The sequence below is a fragment of the Pseudomonas sp. GD03875 genome, assembly GCF_029840585.1.
Classification (GTDB): domain Bacteria; phylum Pseudomonadota; class Gammaproteobacteria; order Pseudomonadales; family Pseudomonadaceae; genus Aquipseudomonas; species Aquipseudomonas paralcaligenes.
Map to the genome: position 1 here is coordinate 63167 of NZ_JAOCCV010000022.1, position 14666 is coordinate 77832.

Sequence of the window (14666 nt, forward strand, 5' to 3'; positions counted from 1 at the left end):
AACCGGCGCCCCGTCTGGCGAGGCGCCGCACGCATCAACGCTTCTTGCGATTGGCGATGTGGATGGCGTGGCCATTCACCGCCAGGGCCGCTTCATGCAGCGCCTCGGACAGGGTCGGGTGCGAGAACACCATCATCCCCAGGTCTTCGGCGCTGGTGCCGAATTCCATGCCGATGGCGCCCTGCTGGACCAGCTCGGCGGCGCTCGGGCCGATCACGTGAACGCCCAGCACGCGGTCGGTCTTGGCATCGGCGATGACCTTGACCAGGCCGGCGGTGTCGTTGGCGGCCATGGCGCGGCCGCTGGCGGCGAATGGGAAGGTGCCGACGTTGATCTCGACGCCCTCGGCCTTGAGCTGCTGCTCGGTCTTGCCGACCCAGGCGATTTCCGGGTGGGTGTAGATCACCGACGGGATCAGGTCGTAGTTCATCTGCGCCTTGTGGCCCTTGATGCGCTCGGCGACCATCACGCCCTCTTCCGAGGCCTTGTGAGCGAGCATCGCGCCGCGCACCACGTCACCGATGGCGTAGACACCCGGCACGGTAGTCTCGCACTGGTCGTTGACGAAAATGAAGCCGCGCTCGTCCAGGGTCACGCCACTGTCGGCGGCCAGCAGGTCGGTGGTCACCGGGCGACGGCCAACGGCGACGATCAGCTTGTCGAAGGTCAGCTTCTGCTCGCCGGTGGCGTCGCTGAAGGTCACGGTGACCTGTTTCTTCTTCACTTCGCTGCCGGTGACGCGGGCGCCCAGGCGGATATCCAGGCCCTGCTTGCCGAGGATCTTCAGGGCTTCCTTGGAGATCTGCTCGTCGGCGGCGGCGAGGAACTTGTCCATGGCCTCCAGCACGGTCACTTCGGCACCCAGGCGGGCCCAGACGGAGCCCAATTCCAGGCCGATCACGCCGGCGCCGATCACGCCCAGCTTCTTCGGCACGGCCTGGAATTCCAGGGCGCCGGTGGAGTCGACAATCACGTCCTGGTCGACCGGGGCCGGCGGGATGTCCACCGGGCGGGAACCGGAGGCGAGGATCACGTTCTCGGCCTCGACGATCTGGGTCTTGCCGTCCAGGCCGGTGACTTCGACCTTCTTGCCGGCCAGCAGCTTGCCATGGCCTTCCAGCAGGGTGACGCCATTGGACTTGAACAGGCCGGCGACGCCGCCGGTCAGGTTCTTGATGATGCCGTTCTTGCGCGCGACCATCTGCGGTACGTCGATGGTGACGCCCTTGGCCTCGATGCCATGGATTTTGAAGCCTTCGTGGGCCTCATGGTACTTGTAGGAGCTGTCCAGCAGCGCCTTGGACGGAATGCAGCCGACGTTCAGGCAGGTACCGCCGAGGGCGACCTTGCCATCCTTGTCCTGGTACTTCTCGATGCAGGCGGTCTTCAGACCGAGTTGCGCGGCCTTGATGGCGGCCACGTAGCCCCCCGGGCCCGCGCCAATCACTACCACGTCGAATTTCTGGGTCATAACTCATTCCTTCTCGAATAAAACCGGATGGCCCCTTGTGGGGGCCACCGCGTTGCCGGCCGTGGATCAGATGTCCAGCAGCAGGCGAGCCGGGTCTTCCAGCAGATTCTTGATGGTGACCAGGAAGCTGACCGCTTCCTTACCGTCGATCAGACGGTGATCGTAGGACAGCGCCAGGTACATCATCGGGCGGATCACGACCTGGCCATTGATGGCCACCGGGCGCTGGATGATGTTGTGCATGCCCAGGATGGCGGCCTGCGGCGGGTTGACGATCGGGGTCGACATCATCGAGCCGAAGGTGCCGCCGTTGGTGATGGTGAAGGTGCCACCGGTCATTTCCTCGATCGACAGCTTGCCGTCGCGAGCCTTCTTGCCGAAGGTGGCGATGCCGTTCTCGACTTCGGCCAGGCTCATCAGCTCGGCGTTGCGCAGCACCGGTACCACCAGACCACGGTCGCTGGACACGGCCACGCCGATGTCCTGATAGCCGTGGTAGACGATGTCGTTGCCGTCGATCGAGGCGTTGACCGCCGGGAAGCGCTTCAGCGCCTCGACGGCAGCCTTGACGAAGAAGGACATGAAGCCCAGGCGCACACCGTTGTGGGTCTTCTCGAACAGGTCCTTGTACTTCGAACGCAGCGCCATGACTTCATGCATGTCGACTTCGTTGAAGGTGGTCAGCATGGCCATGGTGGACTGCGCCTCGACCAGGCGCTCGGCAACCTTGGCGCGCAGGCGGGTCATCGGCACGCGCTTCTCGACGCGGTCGCCCGCGGCGAACACCGGAGCCTCGGCAGCCGGAGCGGCCGGCTTGGCGGCCGCCGGAGCAGCCGGAGCGGACTTCTTGGCGGCAACGGCGGCGACGGCGTCTTCCTTGGTCACGCGACCGCCCTTGCCGGTGCCGGTGATGGAGTTCGGGTCGATACCGCCCTCTTCGGCGATCTTGCGCGCGGCCGGCGACAGGATGGCGTCGTCAGCGGCGCCAGCGGCCGGGGCGGCAGCGGGCTGTGCGGCGGACGCCGGAGCGGCGGCGGCAGGCGCGGCAGCAGCGGCCGCACCGCCTTCGCTCAGTTTGCCCAGCAGCTCGTTGGAGAGGACGGTATCGCCTTCGTTCTTGATGATCTCGGCCAGCACACCGTCAGCCTCGGCCAGAACTTCGATCACCACCTTGTCGGTTTCGATGTCGACGATCAGCTCATCGCGCTTGACCGCATCGCCCGGCTTCTTGTGCCAGGTGGCCACGGTGCCGTCGGCAACCGATTCCGGGAAGGTTGGGGCTTTGATCTCGATAGCCATTATGTGCGTTTCCTTAAATTCGGTTCTTGCCAGGGGGCTGCACCCGCAGCCCCCTGGGTGAAGGCGTTAAACAGTAAAGGCGTCCTGCAGCAGTTTTTCCTGCTGCTCGGCGTGCATCGAGGCGTAACCACAGGCCGGCGCGGCCGAGGCATCGCGGCCGGCGTACTGCAGGAACAGGTCCTTCTTGTGCGCGGTGGCGACACGGCGCATGTGGTGCTGGCTGCAGTACCAGGCGCCCTGGTTCATCGGCTCTTCCTGACACCAGACGATGTGCTTGAGGTTCTTGTACGGCGCCAGCGCCTCGGTCAGGTCCTCTTCCGGGAACGGATAGAGCTGCTCGATGCGCACGATGGCGATGTCCTCGCGACCCTCTGCACGACGCTTGGCCAGCAGGTCGTAGTACACCTTGCCGCTGCACAGCACGACACGTTCGACCTTCTTCGGCTCGATCGGATCGATCTCGCCGATGACGGTCTGGAACGAGCCTTCGGCCAGTTCTTCCAGGGTCGAGATGGCCAGCGGGTGGCGCAGCAGCGACTTCGGCGTCAGCACCACCAGCGGCTTGCGCAACGGGCGGATCACCTGGCGACGCAGCATGTGGTAGACCTGCGCCGGGGTAGTCGGCACGCAGACCTGCATGTTGTGCTCGGCGCACAGCTGCAGGTAGCGCTCCAGGCGCGCGGAGCTGTGCTCCGGGCCCTGCCCCTCGTAGCCGTGCGGCAGCAGCATGGTCAGGCCGCACAGGCGACCCCACTTGTGCTCGCCGCTGGAGATGAACTGGTCGAACACCACCTGGGCACCGTTGGCGAAGTCGCCGAACTGCGCTTCCCAGATCACCAGCGCGTTGGGCATGGTGGTGGCGTAGCCATATTCGAACGCCAGCACGGCCTCTTCCGAGAGGAAGGAGTCGTACAGCTGGAACCTCGGCTGGCCCTCATAGAGATGCTGCAGCGGCAGATAGGTGCTGGCGTCCTTCTGGTTGTGCAGCGCCGCGTGGCGGTGCGAGAAGGTGCCGCGACCCACGTCCTGGCCGGTCATGCGCACCGGGTGGCCTTCGAACAGCAGGGTGGCGTAGGCCAGGTTCTCGGCGTAGCCCCAGTTGATCGGCATGCCGCCGGCGGTCATCTTGGCGCGGTCTTCCAGCACCTTGGCGACCTGGCGCTGGAGGACGAAGCCTTCCGGGATTTCCAGCAGCTTGCCGGCCAGGTCCTGCAGGGTCTTCAGGTCGAAGCGGGTGTCGTGGCGCGCGGTCCAGGCGTGGCCCAGGTACGGCTTCCAGTCGACGAACAGCTCCTTGTTCGGCTCCTTGACCAGGCTCTTGACCACGTGCTGGCCGTTGTCCAGCGCGTTGCGGTACTCGTCGATCTTGGTCTGGATGCGCTCGTCGTCGAGGCGACCGGACTGCGTCAGGCTTTCCGCGTACAGCTCGCGGGTGGTGCGCTGCTTGGCGATCTGCTGGTACATCAGCGGCTGGGTGCCGCTCGGCTCGTCGGCCTCGTTGTGGCCGCGACGGCGGTAGCAGACCAGATCGATGACCACGTCACGCTTGAACTGCATGCGATAGTCGACGGCCAGCTGGGTGACGAACAGCACCGCCTCCGGATCGTCGCCGTTCACGTGCAGGATCGGCGCCTGGATCATCTTCGCCACGTCGGTGGCGTACTCGGTGGAGCGCGAGTCGTCGGCACGGCTGGTGGTGAAGCCGACCTGGTTGTTGATCACGATGTGGATGGTGCCGCCGGTCTTGTAGGCACGGGTCTGCGACATCTGGAAGGTTTCCATGACCACGCCCTGACCGGCGAAGGCCGCGTCGCCGTGGATGGAAATCGGCAGCACCTTGTCGCCGCTCGCGTCGTTGCGGCGGTCCTGGCGGGCGCGCACCGAACCCTCGACCACCGGAGAGACGATCTCCAGGTGCGAAGGGTTAAAGGCCAGCGCCAGGTGGACTTCGCCGCCCGAGGTCATGACGTTGGAGGAGAAGCCCTGGTGGTACTTCACGTCACCGGAGGACAGGCCTTCGACCTGCTTGCCTTCGAACTCGTCGAACAGGTCGCGCGGGTTCTTGCCGAAGGTGTTGACCAGCACGTTCAGACGGCCGCGGTGGGCCATGCCGATGACGATTTCCTGGGTGCCGTAGGAGCCGCAGCGCTGGATGATCTCGTCGAGCAGCGGGATCAGGCTCTCGCCGCCTTCCAGACCGAAACGCTTGGTGCCCGGGTACTTGGTGCCCAGGTATTTTTCCAGGCCTTCGGCGGCGGTCAGGCGCTCGAGCAGATGGCCCTGCACCTCGACCGAATAGGCCGGGCGGCCGCGCACGCTTTCCAGGCGCTGCTGGAACCACTTGCGCTGCTCGGAATCGACGATGTGGGTGAACTCGGCACCGATGGTGCGACAATATGTCTGCTGCAGCGCCTCGTGGATTTCTCGTAGAGTCGCCTCCTCCTTGCCGATGTAAAGCTCACCGGTGCGGAAGGTGGTGTCGAGGTCGGCGTCGGTCAGCCCATAGTGGTGGACCGCCAGATCGGCCGGCGCAGGACGCTGCCACAACCCCAGCGGGTCGAGCGTCGAGGCCTGGTGGCCGCGCATGCGGTATGCCTGGATCAGGCGCAGAACCTCCACCTGCTTCTTCTCGTGCTCGCTGCTGACGCTTCCGGCGGAAACCGGTTGGGCGCGGCGCTGGTTCTTGGCCAGCAGCACGAAATGATCGCGGACGGTGGAGTGCGAAACGTCGGTGGCGGCGTCGCCGTCGGCCGGCAGCTTCTGGAAGTAGGTGCGCCACTCTTCGGGCACAGCGTTGGGATCGTGCAGGTAGAGCTCATAGAGCTCTTCCACGTAGGCCGCGTTGCCACCGGATAGGTGGGCGCTGTCCCACATGCGCTGCATCACGCTTTCTTGCATGCTTGGTCACCCTCGGTAAGGGGACACCACCGGCGTAGAAGCCGTAGCTGGGCCATTCGAAGTCCTGAAGCAGCGACCTGGTAAGCCACTACGGATCCCGCAGATAGTCCGGGTACCAGCCCGGATGCCCCTGCTGGTCGTCATTTTTCTTTCAAAATAAGAACCCTGGCTTTGTGAGCTGGGGCTCTGGCTTTACTGCGCCGGCGAATCGCTCCGCCGGCGCAGGTGCAACGTGAAACGGTGTATCAGGTACCGCTCTGCAGCAGCATGTTACGTACGTGACCGATGGCCTTGGTCGGGTTCAGACCTTTGGGGCACACGTTGACGCAGTTCATGATGCCGCGGCAGCGGAACACGCTGAACGGGTCATCCAGGGACGCCAGACGCTCGGCGGTCTTGGTGTCGCGGCTGTCGGCCAGGAAGCGATAGGCCTGCAGCAGCGCAGCGGGACCGAGGAACTTGTCCGGGTTCCACCAGAAGGACGGGCAGCTGGTGGAGCAGCACGCGCACAGGATGCACTCGTACAGGCCGTCCAGCTTCTCGCGCTCTTCCGGCGACTGCAGACGCTCGATGGCCGGCGACGGCGTATCGTTCTGCAGGTAGGGCTGCACCTTCTCGTACTGCTTGTAGAAGATGCTCATATCGACGACCAGGTCACGAATGACCGGCAGACCCGGCAGCGGGCGGATGACCAGCTTGTTGCCCTTCACCACGGTGGAGATCGGGGTGATGCAGGCCAGGCCATTCTTGCCGCTGATGTTCATGCCGTCGGAACCGCAGACGCCTTCGCGGCAGGAGCGACGGTAGGAGAAGCCCTCGTCCTGCTCCTTGATCAGGGCCAGCACGTCGAGAACCATCAGGTCCTTGCCGTCGATCTGCACCTGGAAGTCCTGCATGAACGGCGAGGAATCCTTTTCCGGGTTGTAGCGATAAACGCTGACTTGCAAAGTGTTACCAAGAGACATGGTGGCCACCCTTAATAAGTACGTACTTTGGGTTCGAACGCCGGAACGGTCTTCGGCGCGAAGTTGACGGCGCGCTTGGAGACGCGCTTCTCACCCGGGAAGTACAGGGAGTGGCACAGCCAGTTGGTATCGTCGCGATCCTCGTAGTCCTCGCGGGCATGGGCGCCACGGGATTCGGTACGGGTGTCGGCGGCGATGGCGGTGGCTTCGGCCACTTCCAGCAGGTTCTGCAGCTCCAGCGCTTCGATGCGCGCGGTGTTGAAGGCCTGGCTCTTGTCGGCGATCTTGACGTTGGCGATGCGCTCGCGCAGCTCGGACAGCTGGGCAATACCCTTCTTCATGTATTCGCCGGTACGGAATACGCCGAAGTAGTTCTGCATGCAGGCCTGCAGCTCTTTACGCAGCGGAGCCACGTCTTCGCCGCTGCTGCGCTCGTTGACGCCGGACAGGCGCTTGAGCGACTGCTCGATGTCGGTCTCGCTGGCGCCACGGACTTCCACGCCTTCCTTCAGCGCTTTTTCCAGGTGCAGACCCGCGGCACGACCGAAGACCACCAGGTCGAGCAGCGAGTTGCCACCCAGACGGTTGGCGCCGTGTACCGATACGCAAGCCACTTCACCTACAGCGAACAGACCTTCGATGATCCTGTCGTTGCCGTTGGCGTCCTGGGTGATGGCCTGGCCATGGATGTTGGTGGCAACGCCGCCCATCATGTAGTGGCAGGTCGGGATCACCGGAACCGGAGCGAGCACCGGGTCGACATGGGCGAAGGTCTTGGACAGTTCGCAGATGCCCGGCAGGCGGCTGTGCAGCACTTCCTCGCCGAGGTGGTCGAGCTTCAGCAGCACGTGGTCCTTGTCCGGGCCACAGCCGTTGCCGGCGATCACTTCCTTGACCATGGAGCGGGCGACCACGTCGCGGCCGGCCAGGTCCTTGGCGTTCGGAGCGTAGCGCTCCATGAAGCGCTCGCCATGGGCGTTGATCAGGTAGCCACCCTCACCGCGGCAACCCTCGGTGACCAGTACACCGGCGCCGGCGATGCCGGTCGGGTGGAACTGCCACATCTCGATGTCCTGCACCGGCACGCCGGCACGCAGGGCCATGCCCACGCCGTCACCGGTGTTGATCAGGGCGTTGGTGGTCGAGGAGTAGATGCGACCGGCACCGCCGGTGGCCAGGACCACGGCCTTGGAGCGGATGTAGACGGTCTCGCCGGTCTCGATGCAGATGGCGATGACGCCGACCACGGCGCCGTCCTGGTTCTTCACCAGGTCGACGGCGTACCACTCGTTGAGGAACGAGGTGCCGGCTTTCAGGTTGGCCTGGTACAGGGTGTGCAGCAGGGCGTGACCGGTACGGTCGGCCGCGGCGCAGGTACGGGCAGCCTGGACGGACGGATTGTCCGGGCCCTTGGACTGACCACCGAACGGACGCTGGTAGATGCGGCCCTGCTCGGTACGGGAGAACGGCAGGCCCATGTGCTCGAGCTCGAACACGGCCTCCGGGCCGACGGAGCACATGTATTCGATCGCGTCCTGGTCACCGATGTAGTCGGAGCCCTTGACGGTGTCGTACATGTGCCAGCGCCAATCGTCGTTCGGGTCGGCCGAGGCGATGGCGCAGGTGATGCCGCCCTGGGCGGATACGGTGTGCGAACGGGTCGGGAAGACCTTGGTCACGACGGCGGTCTTGTGGCCGCCCTGTGCCAGTTGCAGTGCGGCACGCATGCCCGCACCACCGCCACCGACGATGATGGCGTCATAAGGAAGAGTACGAATGCTAGACATGGATCAGAAACCCCACAGGATCTGCACACCCCAGACGAACACGACGAACTGGAGCACGCCGCAAACCGCCTGGACGAGAAAACGCACACCGGTCGCCCAGCGGCCGATGGCCATGGGCGTCAGGTAATCGGTGGTGATGGTCCACATACCGACCCAGGCGTGCACGATGAGCGCGACCAGAGCCAGCAGGCTGAAGATGCGCATCGCAGTGTGGGAGAACAGACCATGCCAGTCGGCGTAGGTGAGGCCCGGATGAGCCACCACGAATCCGATCAGGAACAGGAAATAAGCCGCGAGAACGACCGCAGAGACACGCTGGACCATCCAGTCATAGAGGCCCGAGCGCGAGAAGTTGGTTACGTTGGTTACCATATCCAGACCCCCGCCAGAACGATGATCACAACCGATACGGCGATGACGATCTTCGAGCCCAGCTTGCCGCCTTCCAGCGACTCGCCGACACCCAAGTCCATGATCAGGTGGCGTACACCGGCCACCAGGTGGTACAGCAGGGCGGACAGCAGGCCCCAGATGATCAGCTTGGCCAGCGGGCTGGCGAGACACGCCTGAACTTCTGCAAAGCCTTCCTCGGACGCCAGGGATTTGTCGAGTGCGAACAGCACGATGACGATACCCAGGAAGAGGATGACACCGGAAACACGGTGCAGAATGGACGTATAAGCTGTGATCGGGAGTTTGATTGTCCTGAGATCTAGGTTTACAGGTCGTTGGCTATTCACGGCTTTTTTCACACTAGAGGCCCCTAACAAGCAGGGCAAGTTGTCGGGAAGTGCACTGGTCAGGTACCCCTCACCAAGGGAGTGCCAGCCGTCTAATTGTAGGCCTTTAAGCCCCTGACGGCCGGGCGCAGAGTATAGACAGTTAGGTAACTAATGACAACGTAATGGCCCACCCCAAAAAGCGGATTGCGCGCCCTCGACAAATCACGTATTAGGCCCCTCCCCGCGCCCTGAAAAAGGGCTGAAACCCGTCTGCCGCGTGGGTTCTGGTAAATTGACTTTCAGATTTATGTCTCTATAGTGTCCCGGGCCCTGCGTGGGGGGCTTCTGATGATTTCAAGCATAAACAGGAGGCCGACATGGCTGACAAAAAAGCGCAGTTGATCATCGAGGGCAGTGCCCCCGTAGAGCTGCCCGTATTGACCGGCACCGTAGGTCCCGATGTTGTCGATGTGAGGGGCCTGACCGCGACGGGTCGCTTCACCTTTGATCCTGGCTTCATGTCCACCGCCTCCTGCGAGTCGCAGATCACCTATATCGACGGCGATGCCGGCGTCCTGCTGCACCGCGGCTACCCCATCGAGCAGCTGGCCGAGAAGTCCGACTACCTGGAAACCTGCTACCTGCTGCTGAACGGCGAACTGCCGACCGCGGAGCAGAAGGCCAAGTTCGTCAGCATCATCAAGAACCACACCATGGTTCACGAGCAGTTGAAGAGCTTCTTCAACGGCTTCCGCCGCGATGCCCACCCGATGGCCATCATGTGCGGCGTGGTCGGCGCCCTGTCCGCCTTCTACCACGACTCCCTGGACATCAATAATCCGCATCACCGCGAAGTCTCGGCCATGCGCCTGATCGCCAAGATGCCGACCATCGCGGCCATGACCTACAAGTACTCCATGGGTCAGCCGATGATGTATCCGCGCAACGACCTGAACTACGCGGAAAACTTCCTGCACATGATGTTCAACACCCCGTGCGAGATCAAACCGATCAGCCCGGTACTGGCCAAGGCGATGGACCGCATCTTCGTCCTCCACGCCGACCATGAGCAGAACGCCTCCACCTCCACCGTGCGCCTGGCCGGTTCCTCCGGCGCCAACCCGTTCGCCTGTATCGCCGCCGGCATCGCCGCCCTCTGGGGTCCGGCCCACGGCGGTGCGAACGAAGCCGTGCTGACCATGCTGGACGAGATCGGTAGCGTCGAGAACATCGACACCTTCATCGCCAAGGCCAAGGACAAGAACGACCCGTTCAAGCTGATGGGCTTCGGTCACCGCGTGTACAAGAACCGCGACCCGCGCGCCACCGTGATGAAGAAGACCTGCGACGAAGTCCTGGGCGAACTGGGCATCACCAACGACCCGCAGCTGGAACTGGCCATGCGCCTGGAAGAGATCGCCCTGACCGATCCGTACTTCAAGGAACGCAACCTGTACCCGAACGTGGACTTCTACTCGGGCATCATCCTCAAGGCCATCGGCATCCCGACCAGCATGTTCACCGTGATCTTCGCCCTGTCGCGCACCGTCGGCTGGATCTCGCACTGGAAGGAAATGCTCTCCAGCCCGTACAAGATCGGCCGCCCGCGCCAGCTGTACACCGGCCACACCCAGCGCGACTACATCAAGCTGGAAGACCGCAAGTAAGTTCTGCGGGTAAAGAAAAGGCTCTGTCCCCGTTAAGTTGTTGCACACCTTGTGGGAGCGGATTTATCCGCGAATTTCGCGGCCAATCGGAATGCCGCCCAGCCGCTCCCACAAAAGCAGAAATTGCGCCACCAACACGTAACGGGGACATAGCCAAAGAAAAAGGCTGCCGGATGGCAGCCTTTTTTCATTCTGGTCTCAGCGTTTCTCGGCCAGCTCGCGCAGCCCCTTCAGGGTATTGAAGGGCGCATCCACCACGAAGCTGTTAGCCAGCCAGGATGGCACGCTGCCGCCCGGCTCGGTATGCACCTGATAGGTCACCTCGACCTTGCCCTCGCCCTTCGGCTCCAGGCGCCAGTAGCCCTGCAGGCTGGCGACCCGGGTGTAGTCCTTGTCCAGCGGTAGGTACTGCGGTTGGCCGTCCATCCTGCGGGTCAGGATGCCGTCGGCGCCCTGCTCCGAGACCACGTGGAGGACCGAGTCGCGGGCATCCACCGGCCAGGGCATCTTGAAGCGGGTATGGACCCAGCTCTCCATGCCCTCGTGCTTGAGCAGGCTCTGTTCGGCGCAGGCGTGAATCCAGGCGCACGAGCCCTTCACGTCTTCCTGCAGCTTGCGCAGGGTGTCCACGTCGCTGGCGATGGTGGTCACGCCGCGGTAGGCCTTGTACTTGGAGCCCGGCACCTCGCTCAGGTAGACCTGGATGCCATCCTCGTCCTTCGCCAGTTTCCAGTCCTCGGCGTGGGCCAGGCCGGCGGCCAGCAGGCTGAGGCCACAGGCGGCGGCCACTCGACTCAATGCGATCATCGTTGCTCCTTGGGATGTGGGCCCGCCGGCAGCGCCGCCGGGCCTGGGGTTCGACTCGCTCAGGCGGTGGCTTGTTCCAGCCAGCCGAGCAGGCGGATCGCCTCGTCGCGGCTGCCGCCACAGACATAGTCGGCGGCGGCGAACGCCGAGCACACGGCAGGCCGGTCGGGGCGGCCGAAGATGCCGCAGAGGAATTCGGCGGTGAGGTGCAGACAGCGCTCGCCCGCAGCCTTGCCGTCGGGCATGCCGGGAATCGGGGAACTGATGGAAGGTGCGATGCAGCAGGCACCGCAGCCGGCACGACACTCCATGAAGACCTCTCATGCGCTGGGCGGCGGCGATCTTAACGCCTGCGCGCCCGGCCTTCCATCACCTGATGTCGCGCAGCTTCGCCAGGCTGGCCGCCAGCGCGGCGCCCTCGGGATAGAACACCGCCGGCTGGCCCAAGGGCACCGGCACCTTCACCGGCTCGCCGGCACGGGCCCGCAACGTCCTGCCCGACCATAGATGCACCCAATCGCCGGCCGGCAGCAGCACCTCCAGTTGGCTCACCCCAGGCTCCAGCACTGGCGCCACCAGCAGCTGGTCGCCGAGCAGGAAGCTGCGCGGCAGCGCCTGCTGGCCGGCCGGATCGTCCGGGTAGTGCAGCCACAGCGGCCGCATCAGCGGCATGCCGCTGCGCGCGGCCTCCTCCATCAGCTGCTGCCGATAGGGCGCCAGTGCGGCGAAGATCTTCGCGCAGCGGGCGAACCGGGCCAGCAGCTCGGGCGAGCTGTAGACCTGCCGGTTGGCGTCCGGCCGGTTGCCCTCGTGGCTGCGCAGCAGGCTGGTGAAGGCGGAGAATTCCATCCAGCGCGACAGCAGCTCGTCGTCGCGGTGGTAGTCCTTCAGCGGGTGGCTGATAGTGGTGTAACCGCCGGTATCGCTGTGGTTGAGGGCGAAGCCAGACAGGCCGCCGGAGAGCATGCCCAGCAGCGCGCTGTGCAGGCCGTCATGGGCATCCCACGTCACCAGCTGGTCGCCGGCCCACAGGCTGGTGGTCAGCCCCGGGCTGCGGCTGAAGGCCGAGCGCATGAAGAAGAACAGCTCTCCCTGCCCGCCCGCTTCCTCCAGCAGCTCGCGGTTGAGCCGCGCCCACTCCTCGGGATAGCGGTTGTGCGCCAGCGCCGCCGGTTCGCCGCTGGCCAGCCGCGCCTCGTAGGGCAGCGCCTCGCCGAAATCGGCCATCCAGCCGGAGAAGCCACGGGCCAGCATTTCCTCGCGCAGCACCTGCTTGAGCCACTGGCGTGCCTCGGGGTTGCTCAGGTCGAGCATGCCGGCGCTGAAGCTGGTGTTGAGCAGCGACAGCGGCTGGCCGGTTGCATCGCGCAGCAGGTAGCCCCGCTCGCGCGCCTCGGCGTACAGGTTGCGGGCAGTGCCGGGCTGTTCGGCCATGTCCACCAGGAAGGGATTCACATAGGCCAGGCTGCGCATCCCACGGGCCTGCAGCTCGCCGTTGAGCGCCGCCCAGCCCGGGTAGTGCCGCTCGTCCAGGCTCCAGTTCCACCACAGTTGCTTGCCGAAGCTGGTGCTGCGCTGGCCGACCCAGTCCTGCAGCCAGACACCGGCCAGCGGCACGCCGGCCTCGTCCAGCTGGCGCAGGATGCCGCGCACCCGCTCGGTGCCGCCTTGCAGCCCGACGATGGCGCCGCGCTGGGTCCAGTCCGGCAGCGGCGGCATGCGCCCGACCACCACGGTGTGCTGGGCGATCTGCCCGGGTGCGTCCGCCGCCGTGTAGATGCGCGCGGCCAGTCGTCCCTCGTGTACTTCGAGCTGCACCCGGTGCTCGTCGCGCAGGTCGAACACCTGGTAGGCGCCCGACTCGCTGAAGAAGCTACGTCCCGCACTGCTCAGGTAGTGCGGCACCGGCGCGTAGGTGGTCCACCAGTCGCCGCCGGCGCGGGCGGTCAGGTTGGCGGCGGTGGTGATGGGCTCCAGGCCACGCCCGACGCCCTGCTCCTGCACCAGGATCGGCACCCGCCGGCCGGCCAGGTCGAAGGTGCTGAACTGTTCGCCGAAGCCGTGGAAACGCTCGTCGGGCTCGCGCCGCCAGTCGAGGTAGAGGCGGTTGAGGCGCTCGTCGTCCAGCGCCACGGCCAGGCGCACGCCGCGCTCGCCATCGTCTTCGAGGATCAGCGCATAGCCGCTTTCGCTGTCGTCGGCGCAACCCAGGACGCCGCGCAGCAGCAGACGCCCGTCGCGCGGCTCGATGGCGTCCAGGCGCTGCCGCCGGCAGAGCAGTTCGCGCCGCTCCTCGACGAACATGGCGCCGCGATGCTCCTCCACCTCCTCATGACCGCGCCCGGCGGCCAGGAAGCCGCCGTCGGTGGACCACAGCACGCGCTGGCCCACGAGCAGCCGCAGGCTCCGGCCATCCCACTCCAGGCGATTGCCGCCCAGGGCGAACTGGCGCGCCGAATCCAGGGCCGGCGCCACCTCCAGCTCGGCCCGGATGGCGCGCTGCTGCCAGGCTTGCCAACCGCTCCAGGCCGCGAATGCCGCGACACCCGCCAGCCCCAGCAGCACTCCACCGCGAATCCACCTGACCACGCCCTTCCCCCTCGAATGAATTGATCGGCGGCCGGGGCTTGGCCGGCCGCGCGCAGCTCTTTAGGCTTGCGGCTTTTCCTTGCGCGAGAACACCGCCATGCCGGTCTGGATGCAAACCGCCGCCCTGCTCACCTTGTCCAACATCTTCATGACCTTCGCCTGGTACGGCCACCTGAAGACCATGAACAGCAAGCCGTGGCTGGTCGCGGCGCTGGTCAGCTGGGGCATCGCGCTGTTCGAGTACCTGATCATGGTGCCGGCCAACCGCATCGGTTACACCGAGCTGTCGGTCGGCCAGCTGAAGATCATGCAGGAGGTCATCACCCTGGCGGTGTTCGTCCCGTTCAGCGTCTACGTGATGCAGCAGCCGCTGAAGCTGGACTACCTGTGGGCGGGCCTGTGCCTGCTCGGCGCGGTGTACTTTATCTTCCGCACCTGAGGCGGCCGCGACCGAGCGCGTC

General features: G+C 65.1%; 12 protein-coding genes. 2 read left to right on the forward strand and 10 right to left on the reverse strand.

Annotated features, from left to right (window positions below; translation table 11 throughout):
* Positions 1–34 precede the first annotated feature (34 nt).
* From lpdA to sdhC, 7 genes are all read right to left on the reverse strand, one after another.
* Positions 35–1471 (reverse strand): dihydrolipoyl dehydrogenase, encoded by a 1437-nt coding sequence (gene lpdA, locus N5D30_RS18125; protein ID WP_220814494.1) that lies wholly within the window; start codon positions 1469–1471, stop codon positions 35–37.
* Positions 1472–1537: 66 nt separating this feature from the next.
* Positions 1538–2770, reverse strand: a complete 1233-nt coding sequence (gene odhB, locus N5D30_RS18130; RefSeq protein ID WP_279910077.1) for a 2-oxoglutarate dehydrogenase complex dihydrolipoyllysine-residue succinyltransferase — start codon at positions 2768–2770, stop codon at positions 1538–1540.
* A gap of 66 nt (positions 2771–2836) precedes the next feature.
* Positions 2837–5668: a 2-oxoglutarate dehydrogenase E1 component gene (locus tag N5D30_RS18135; protein ID WP_279910078.1), complete on the reverse strand. Its 2832-nt coding sequence runs from the start codon at positions 5666–5668 to the stop codon at positions 2837–2839.
* Positions 5669–5913: 245 nt separating this feature from the next.
* Positions 5914–6633, reverse strand: a complete 720-nt coding sequence (locus N5D30_RS18140; RefSeq protein WP_220814497.1) for a succinate dehydrogenase iron-sulfur subunit — start codon at positions 6631–6633, stop codon at positions 5914–5916.
* Positions 6634–6644: 11 nt separating this feature from the next.
* Positions 6645–8420, reverse strand: coding sequence for a succinate dehydrogenase flavoprotein subunit (gene sdhA / locus N5D30_RS18145; RefSeq protein WP_220814498.1), 1776 nt, complete (start codon positions 8418–8420; stop codon positions 6645–6647).
* Positions 8421–8423: 3 nt separating this feature from the next.
* Positions 8424–8792 carry a succinate dehydrogenase, hydrophobic membrane anchor protein gene (gene sdhD, locus N5D30_RS18150; RefSeq protein WP_220814499.1) on the reverse strand — a complete coding sequence of 123 codons (369 nt, stop codon included), beginning with the start codon at positions 8790–8792 and terminating at the stop codon, positions 8424–8426.
* Positions 8786–9172 carry a succinate dehydrogenase, cytochrome b556 subunit gene (gene sdhC / locus N5D30_RS18155; protein ID WP_279910079.1) on the reverse strand — a complete coding sequence of 129 codons (387 nt, stop codon included), beginning with the start codon at positions 9170–9172 and terminating at the stop codon, positions 8786–8788. Before sdhC ends, sdhD begins: the two co-directional genes overlap by 7 nt.
* 347 nt (positions 9173–9519) lie before the next feature.
* Here sdhC and gltA point away from each other — a divergent pair, with 347 nt between their 5' ends.
* Positions 9520–10809, forward strand: coding sequence for a citrate synthase (gltA, locus tag N5D30_RS18160; RefSeq protein WP_220814501.1), 1290 nt, complete (start codon positions 9520–9522; stop codon positions 10807–10809).
* A gap of 198 nt (positions 10810–11007) precedes the next feature.
* Here the strand turns inward: gltA and N5D30_RS18165 are convergent, their stop codons facing one another.
* Genes N5D30_RS18165 through N5D30_RS18175 form a run of 3 tightly spaced genes read right to left on the reverse strand, consistent with a single transcriptional unit; the run spans position 11008 to position 14205 of the window.
* Complete coding sequence (locus tag N5D30_RS18165; RefSeq protein WP_279910080.1) at positions 11008–11616, reverse strand: START domain-containing protein; 609 nt, start codon at positions 11614–11616, stop codon at positions 11008–11010.
* A 59-nt stretch (positions 11617–11675) separates the two neighbouring features.
* Positions 11676–11927, reverse strand: coding sequence for a YkgJ family cysteine cluster protein (locus N5D30_RS18170; protein WP_220814503.1), 252 nt, complete (start codon positions 11925–11927; stop codon positions 11676–11678).
* 58 nt (positions 11928–11985) lie between these two features.
* Entirely contained in the window at positions 11986–14205 is a 2220-nt protein-coding gene (locus tag N5D30_RS18175) for an alpha-glucosidase (RefSeq protein ID WP_279910081.1), read from the reverse strand.
* A 97-nt stretch (positions 14206–14302) separates the two neighbouring features.
* Between N5D30_RS18175 and N5D30_RS18180 the strand changes: the two genes are divergently transcribed.
* The gene (locus tag N5D30_RS18180; protein ID WP_279904466.1) at positions 14303–14644 is read left to right on the forward strand and encodes a DMT family protein; all 342 of its coding nucleotides are present in this window, start codon (positions 14303–14305) and stop codon (positions 14642–14644) included.
* The last annotated feature ends 22 nt before the right edge of the window (positions 14645–14666 follow it).

What these genes read in the sequence shown, in the direction of transcription:
- N5D30_RS18165 (WP_279910080.1), bottom strand. Translation starts at nt 11,616, where the DNA reads ATGATCGCATTGAGTCGAGTGGCCGCCGCCTGTGGCCTCAGCCTGCTG.
- N5D30_RS18180 (WP_279904466.1), top strand. Translation starts at nt 14,303, where the DNA reads ATGCCGGTCTGGATGCAAACCGCCGCCCTGCTCACCTTGTCCAACATC.
- N5D30_RS18170 (WP_220814503.1), bottom strand. Translation starts at nt 11,927, where the DNA reads ATGGAGTGTCGTGCCGGCTGCGGTGCCTGCTGCATCGCACCTTCCATC.
- N5D30_RS18135 (WP_279910078.1), bottom strand. Translation starts at nt 5,668, where the DNA reads ATGCAAGAAAGCGTGATGCAGCGCATGTGGGACAGCGCCCACCTATCC.
- N5D30_RS18140 (WP_220814497.1), bottom strand. Translation starts at nt 6,633, where the DNA reads ATGTCTCTTGGTAACACTTTGCAAGTCAGCGTTTATCGCTACAACCCG.
- gltA (WP_220814501.1), top strand. Translation starts at nt 9,520, where the DNA reads ATGGCTGACAAAAAAGCGCAGTTGATCATCGAGGGCAGTGCCCCCGTA.
- lpdA (WP_220814494.1), bottom strand. Translation starts at nt 1,471, where the DNA reads ATGACCCAGAAATTCGACGTGGTAGTGATTGGCGCGGGCCCGGGGGGC.
- sdhA (WP_220814498.1), bottom strand. Translation starts at nt 8,420, where the DNA reads ATGTCTAGCATTCGTACTCTTCCTTATGACGCCATCATCGTCGGTGGC.
- sdhD (WP_220814499.1), bottom strand. Translation starts at nt 8,792, where the DNA reads ATGGTAACCAACGTAACCAACTTCTCGCGCTCGGGCCTCTATGACTGG.
- odhB (WP_279910077.1), bottom strand. Translation starts at nt 2,770, where the DNA reads ATGGCTATCGAGATCAAAGCCCCAACCTTCCCGGAATCGGTTGCCGAC.